Genomic DNA, 1,444 nt, shown 5'->3' with positions numbered 1-1,444 from the left:
AGCGCAGCCTGCCAGCCCGCCTGCATGGCTTTGTTTCGCTCGTCGCGGCGCGTCAACGGCTTGCCGTGCTCGTCGGTGAATTTGACGAAAGTGGGCCGGTGAATGAATCCGAGCGTGGGCAGCCTGTCGAAAGTGGCGAGTTGATCGGTGCTCCAAGGGATAGGGAACCAGGGGGTGGGCTTCCAGTTCGTGGGCGGCCGGTGCGCGAAGGGGTTGATGTGGTTGAGCATGCTGACGGCGCCCGTCCCGCGAATATCGGGGCGCTGAACAAAGGCGGCCGTCGCCTCCAACCACTCGCTGACAAGCGGCTGGCGCTGCACGTCGTCAAGATCATCGTGGCGAATCGGATCGGCGCCCACTTGCGCCGGAGTGCGGATAATTTTTTTGCGCTCTGGATGAGGTACGGCTGCCAACAGATGGCAATACATCGAGCGGAATACGTTCTGCGAAAATTCGTTATCTGGATCGTCCCATACGAATGGCCGCACCGCGTCGATCCGCTCGCGCCGCGCCAGCACGAACAAAGCCGAAGCGTCGGGCATTTCGGGTATGTATTGGCCATCCGTGAGAAGTTCTGGTGTGCCGGGCATGCGGTTGCTGTTGCGTGGCTCCATGCCGTCATAGGTATTGAGCACTACGTACGGAACATCGGGATTTGCGTCGAAAAAGGCAAAAACCTGCTCCAGTATCCGGTCGGGCCGCTCGTCGAAGAGCCGGGGGCCGACCACGAACAGATGCCAGGCCATGCCAGAAGATACAGCGCTTCCAGCCAAACCGGCATTAGGCTCGTCGGGTTTGTCGGCCATAGCGGGGTCAGCGCTTGGCGCAGCGGCGTTAAACACCGGCACCCCGTAATACATAGGCGTGTACTGCGCGCCGTTCTCCAAAGTATCGCCTCCGCGTCCACCAGCAGTGCCTGCTTTATCCTGCCCGCTCCAAGGGTATTTTTCCTTGTCCTGTTCCCGGATCGTTACGAAGGGACTTCCTTTTTGCAAAGCTTCCCAAAGTTTCCCTTGCCTGTACTTGTCGAGCGTGACGCCCAGGCCGATCACTTCGAGCACGTATTCGCGTTTCGACTGCTCGGTTGCTGCGACCTCGCGGGATTGCGCCGCCTGCACATGCAGCTCCTTCGCCTGTGCATTATTCGAGACGACCATCCAGCGACCGCCCAAAAGCAGCGCTACGGCTGCCACGGGACCGGCGACCCACCATAGTATTCGATTGCTCATCGTCATTTCCTGTAGGGTAAGACTCTCCGGCTCAACGGCCGTCATGACGAGTGCCGGCGACAGGAGCCATCGCTAACACGATGGGTCCCGCTCTCGCTGCGTCTAAATCATTGCTGGTAGTCGGCCGGATCGATCAAGGGCGTGCCGCGATGCGCAAACACGTCGCCGCCGCGCGGGTGCTTTTGAGTTTTCCGTTTTTCATCCGACGGCGGGCT

At 60.2% G+C, this 1,444-nt stretch carries 1 protein-coding gene; it reads right to left on the bottom strand.

The features are described from left to right. Positions 1–1,229, bottom strand: a 1,229-nt coding sequence (locus C7C56_RS27370) for a type VI lipase adapter Tla3 domain-containing protein (protein WP_181373397.1), incomplete at its 3' end; no start/stop codon positions are given. Between the last annotated feature and the right edge of the window lie 215 nt (positions 1,230–1,444).

This window comes from Massilia glaciei (assembly GCF_003011895.2).
Lineage (GTDB): Bacteria > Pseudomonadota > Gammaproteobacteria > Burkholderiales > Burkholderiaceae_D > Telluria_A > Telluria_A glaciei.
Note: the sequence above shows the minus strand (reverse complement) of the source record. Positions and strands in the feature narration are given on the sequence as shown.